The organism is Fodinibius sp. GM108 (genome assembly GCF_058386985.1).
In genome coordinates this window covers 1-5,414 of sequence record NZ_JBYEIR010000020.1, presented here as the reverse complement: position 1 = coordinate 5,414, position 5,414 = coordinate 1, and the positions used below count along the sequence as shown (strand labels likewise).

The following is a 5,414-nucleotide window of genomic DNA, read 5'->3' as shown; positions in this document are numbered from 1 at the left end:
TAATTTAAAGAGCAGTCGGGGACCTACGCTTCCGGCCTCGAGGGCCAGTACCATCGGCGCTGCCGGGCTTAACGGCCGTGTTCGGGATGGGAACGGGTGGGGCCCCGGCGCTTGACCCGCCTGCTCAAAATGTCAACAAATGCCTTGGTGGTCTTCGACGGAGTGATAGCTGATGGTTGTGCAAGTGGAAACGCCCGGGTGGCCCGCCGACCGGCTGGTCGTGCAAGCCATATAAGCGGAAGCCGGTAGCCTTATTAGTACGGCTCGGCTGAGCCTCTCGCGAGGTTTACACCTGCCGCCTATCGATCTGGTCGTCTTCCAGAAGGCTTCTTGGGGAATGTTTATCTTGGAGCGTGCTTCGCGCTTAGATGCTTTCAGCGGCTTATCACTTCCGCACATAGCTACCCTGCGGTGCCCGTGGCCGGACAACAGGTGCACTAGCGGTGCGTCCACTCCGGTCCTCTCGTACTAGGAGCAGCTCTCCGCAACATTCCAACGCCCACAGCAGATAGGGACCGAACTGTCTCACGACGTTCTGAACCCAGCTCGCGTACCGCTTTAAATGGCGAACAGCCATACCCTTGGGACCTTCTCCAGCCCCAGGATGCGATGAGCCGACATCGAGGTGCCAAACCTCCCCGTCGATGTGAACTCTTGGGGGAGATAAGCCTGTTATCCCCGGAGTACCTTTTATCCTTTGAGCGACGGCCCTTCCATGTGGAACCGCCGGATCACTAAACCCTGCTTTCGCAGCTGCTCGAGCTGTATCTCTCGCAGTCAAGCACCCTTATGCTTTTACACTCTGCGCACGATTGCCGACCGTGCTGAGGGTACCTTTGGGAGCCTCCGTTACCATTTAGGAGGCGACCGCCCCAGTCAAACTACCCACCATACACTGTCTGCCCGCGGTGGGGCATTAGAATTCAGCGGCCCGAAGGGTGGTATTTCACGGGCGGCTCCACCCCGGCTGGCGCCGGGGCTTCAGTGCCTCCCACCTATCCTGCACATCAGGCAGCTAAAGCCAATGTAAAGTTGTAGTAAAGGTTCACGGGGTCTTTCCGTCCCGCTGCGGGTAATCGGCGTCATCACCGATACCACAATTTCACCGAGCTCGTGGCCGAGACAGTGTCCAATTCGTTGCACCATTCGTGCAGGTCGGAACTTACCCGACAAGGAATTTCGCTACCTTAGGACCGTTATAGTTACGGCCGCCGTTTACTGGGGCTTCAGTCGCCCGCTTCATCCCCGAAGGGATTAACAGGCTTCCTTAACCTTCCAGCACCGGGCAGGTGTCAGCCCCTATACATCGTCTTGCGACTTAGCAGAGGCATGTGTTTTTGGTAAACAGTCGATTGGACCTGGTCACTGCGCCCCCGACACGCGAACGTGTCGGGGGGATCCTTCTCCCGAAGTTACGGATCTAATTTGCCGAGTTCCTTAGCCACGATTCACTCGAGCACCTGAGGATCCTCTCCTCATCTACCTGTGTTGGTTTTGGTACGAGCGCTATGTCAGCAGATGACGACGGGTTTCTTGGCAGCAAGATTACCTACGCTATCGGTTTGCCCGCAGGCTCCCCGTACTGTCGGCGTTCGGCTTCGGCCCCCCGGATTTGCCTGGAGGGCCTACCTACGGCCTTTAACCTGCTGTTCCATCAGCAGGCGGTAGTGTCACTTCTGCGTGACGCCTTCATCTATAGCTGTATAGCGGTACCGGAATATTTAACCGGTTTTCCATCGGCTTCGCCTTTCGGCTACGCCTTAGGTCTCGACTAACCCTGATCCGATTAGCGTTGATCAGGAACCCTTAGATTTTCGGTGGAAGAGTTTCTCACTCTTCTTATCGTTACTCATGCCTACAGTTTCGCTTCCAGGCCCTCCACGCGGCCTCACAGCCGGGCTTCGGTGGCCCTGGAATGCTCCTCTACCACTGTCCCGACACGAATGTCGGGACAATCCACAGCTTCGGCACCAAACTTATGCCCGCGAATTATCGACGCCGGGCCGCTCGACTAGTGAGCTATTACGCACTCTTTCAAGGAATGGCTGCTTCTAAGCCAACCTCCTAGTTGTCTGGGCAACCCAACTTTCTTTGTGCAACTTAGTTTGGATTTAGGGGCCTTAGCTGGTGGTCTGGGTTGTTTCCCTCTTGCGGGAGGACGTTATCGCCCCCACGCTGACTACCTGGCAACACAGCCCGGCATTCGGAGTTTGTCTAGGTTTGGTAGGCGGTGAAGCCCCCTAGCCTAATCAGTGCTCTACCTCCGAGCCGCTGCACCAGATGCTATACCTAAATATATTTCGAGGAGAACGAGCTATTTCCGAGTTTGATTGGCCTTTCACCCCTATCCACAGCTCATCCGGAGGCTTTTCAACGCCTGTCGGTTCGGGCCTCCACGCGGTCTTACCCACGCTTCACCCTGGCCATAGATAGCTCACTCGGTTTCGCGTCTGCCCCGCCGTACTGCCGCCCTGTTCGGACTCGCTTTCGCTTCGGCTGCTCCGCTGAGCGGATTAACCTTGCACGACAGGCGCAACTTGTAGGCTCATTATGCAAAAGGCACGCCGTCATCCCGACACAAAGTGTCGGGACTCCGACCGCTTGTAAGCGTATGGTTTCAGGTACTGTTTCACTCGCCGTCTCGGCGTTCTTTTCACCTTTCCCTCACGGTACTTGTCCACTATCGGTCATAACCAGTATTTAGCCTTACCGGATGGTGCCGGCTGGTTCAGACAGGATTTCTCCGGTCCCGTCCTACTCAGGGGATCCCACCACCGCGCCTCGCTTACGTCTACAGGCCTCTCACCTTCTGTGGGGCGGCTTTCCAGTCCGCTTCGTCTTCGCTTGGGTTGGCTTCTGTGGGCCCTGCTACCCCCCGACGCCGTAGCATCGGGGTTTGGGCTGGCCCCCGTTCGCTCGCCACTACTTGGGGGATCACTGAATTGTTTTCTGCTCCTCCGCCTACTGAGATGTTTCAGTTCGGCGGGTTGACCCTCCTCGAAAGGAGTATCCCGACCGAAGCCGGGATGGGTTTCCCCATTCGGATACCTGCGGATCTGGGCTCTTTTGCAGCTCCCCGCAGCTTTTCGCAGCTTTACACGTCCTTCATCGCCTGGTTATGCCTAGGCATCCACCATACGCCCTTTGTTGCTTTCACTTATATGACTTGCACCACCATCGGGTGGGGCAAGCCACTCTTGAGCGTTTCGTTCTGTATAAATCATACTTACAATATCGCGCCATCCGAAACGGATGACGCCGGTTTATTAAACATAAACCTTTTTACCTATCAGCTATCACTACGTCAAAGAACACCTTGCAGGTGAGGCTGTCTGCTGATGGCGGGAATTGCTTTTATCCAGCAATAAAACCCCGCGTCAACGTCCAGCATCTCACAAACAACAAAATAAAAGAACACATGCCTTCCGGCACGGATCTGCTCGCCGCCATCGGCGACTGCGAGCACATACGTGCGAGAATACCATCAATAAAACAACAACACTCTGTGGAGCTACGGGGACTCGAACCCCGGACCCCCTGCTTGCAAAGCAGGTGCTCTGGCCAACTGAGCTATAGCCCCTCGCTGTGGGCTTGGCAGGAGTTGAACCTGCGACCTCACGCTTATCAGGCGTGCGCTCTAACCAGCCTGAGCTACAAGCCCATGGGTGGCCAGCCGGCGCCCGCCTGAGCGGGGCAGCTTGCGACCAAACAACAAAAAGAACATACAGACGATCACACGGCGAGCCGCAGGCCAAGGATGCTCCCTAAAAAGGAGGTGATCCAGCCGCACCTTCCGGTACGGCTACCTTGTTACGACTTAGCGCCAGTCACCAGGCTTACCCTAACGACCTGCCTCCCCCGAAGGGGTTGGCCCGGCCGCATCAGGTACTCCTGACTTCCATCGCTTGACGGGCGGTGTGTACAAGGCCCGGGAACGTATTCACCGCGACATTGCTGATACGCGATTACTAGCGATTCCGGCTTCATGGAGTCGAGTTGCAGACTCCAATCCGAACTGGGAACGGCGTTGGGGATCTGCTGCCGCTCGCGCGGTCGCTTCCCATTGAACCGTCCATTGTAGCACGTGTGCAGCCCCAGACGTAAGGGCCATGATGACTTGACGTCATCCCCACCTTCCTCACTACTTGCGTAGGCAGTCTGGCTAGAGTCCCCACCATTACGTGCTGGTAACTAACCACAGGGGTTGCGCTCGTTGCGGGACTTAACCCAACACCTCACGGCACGAGCTGACGACAGCCATGCAGCACCTTCTGGCCTGCCCCGAAGGGAAGACCCCTTTCAGGGCCGGTCAGGCCAGATTTAGCCTGGGTAAGGTTCTTCGCGTTGCATCGAATTAAGCCACATGCTCCACCGCTTGTGCGGGCCCCCGTCAATTCCTTTGAGTTTCATTCTTGCGAACGTACTCCCCAGGTGGCATGCTTACTGCGTTAACTGCGTCACTGCCCCGGGCGGGACAACAACTAGCATGCATCGTTTACAGCGTGGACTACCAGGGTATCTAATCCTGTTCGCTCCCCACGCTCTCGTGTCTCAGCGTCAGTATCGGACCAGTCGGCCGCCTTCGCCACTGGTGTTCTTCGTGATATCTATGCATTTCACCGCTACACCACGAATTCCACCGACCTCTTCCGAACTCAAGAAATCCAGTTTCGAAGGCACTTTTACCGTTAAGCGGCAAGATTTCACCTCCGACTTAGACTTCCGCCTGCACACCCTTTACACCCAATGATTCCGGACAACGCTTGCACCCTCCGTATTACCGCGGCTGCTGGCACGGAGTTAGCCGGTGCTTATTCGATGGGTACCGTCAGCCGGAGTCGAAACTCCGGGGTTCTTCCCCATCAAAAGCTGTTTACAACCCATAGGGCCGTCTTCCAGCACGCGGCGTGGCTGCGTCAGGGTTGCCCCCATTGCGCAAGATTCCTCACTGCTGCCTCCCGTAGGAGTCTGGGCCGTGTCTCAGTCCCAGTGTGGGGGATCATCCTCTCAGACCCCCTAGCCATCATCGCCTTGGTAGGCCGTGACCCTACCAACCAGCTAATGGCACGCAGGCTCATCACAAGGCGCCCGAAGGCTTTAACAACTGTCCCCATGCGGGGCCGCTGCATCATCGGGTATTAGCATGCCTTTCGGCATGTTATCCCCGGCCCTGCGGCAGATTACCTACGCGTTACTCACCCATCCGCCGGTCTCCTCCCGACCCGAAGGTCAGGATTCTCCCGCGACTTGCATGTGTTAAGCCCGCCGCCAGCGTTCGTCCTGAGCCAGGATCAAACTCTCCATGGTAAATACACCATTTCAATAACTTTGCTTCCCGGCCTGCATCAAGAATTCTTATCTAACCCCGAATACTCGGGGCGACAAGGGCTCGACGTGCGATCGTCTGTATGTTC

Annotated in this window: 2 tRNA genes and 3 rRNA genes; all 5 read right to left on the bottom strand. The window is 56.6% G+C overall.

Annotated elements, in window-relative coordinates:
* Positions 1-10 precede the first annotated feature (10 nt).
* A 5S ribosomal RNA gene (gene rrf, locus ACT3ID_RS18910) occupies positions 11-124 on the bottom strand.
* Positions 125-233: 109 nt separating this feature from the next.
* Positions 234-3,157: ribosomal RNA gene (locus ACT3ID_RS18905) — 23S ribosomal RNA — on the bottom strand.
* 349 nt (positions 3,158-3,506) lie between these two features.
* A tRNA-Ala gene (locus ACT3ID_RS18900) sits at positions 3,507-3,580 on the bottom strand.
* Positions 3,581-3,586: 6 nt separating this feature from the next.
* Positions 3,587-3,661: transfer RNA gene (locus ACT3ID_RS18895), tRNA-Ile, on the bottom strand.
* A gap of 107 nt (positions 3,662-3,768) precedes the next feature.
* A 16S ribosomal RNA gene (locus ACT3ID_RS18890) occupies positions 3,769-5,307 on the bottom strand.
* Together the 16S, 23S and 5S rRNA genes with 2 tRNA genes alongside form the textbook arrangement of a ribosomal RNA operon.
* Positions 5,308-5,414: the final 107 nt, after the last annotated feature.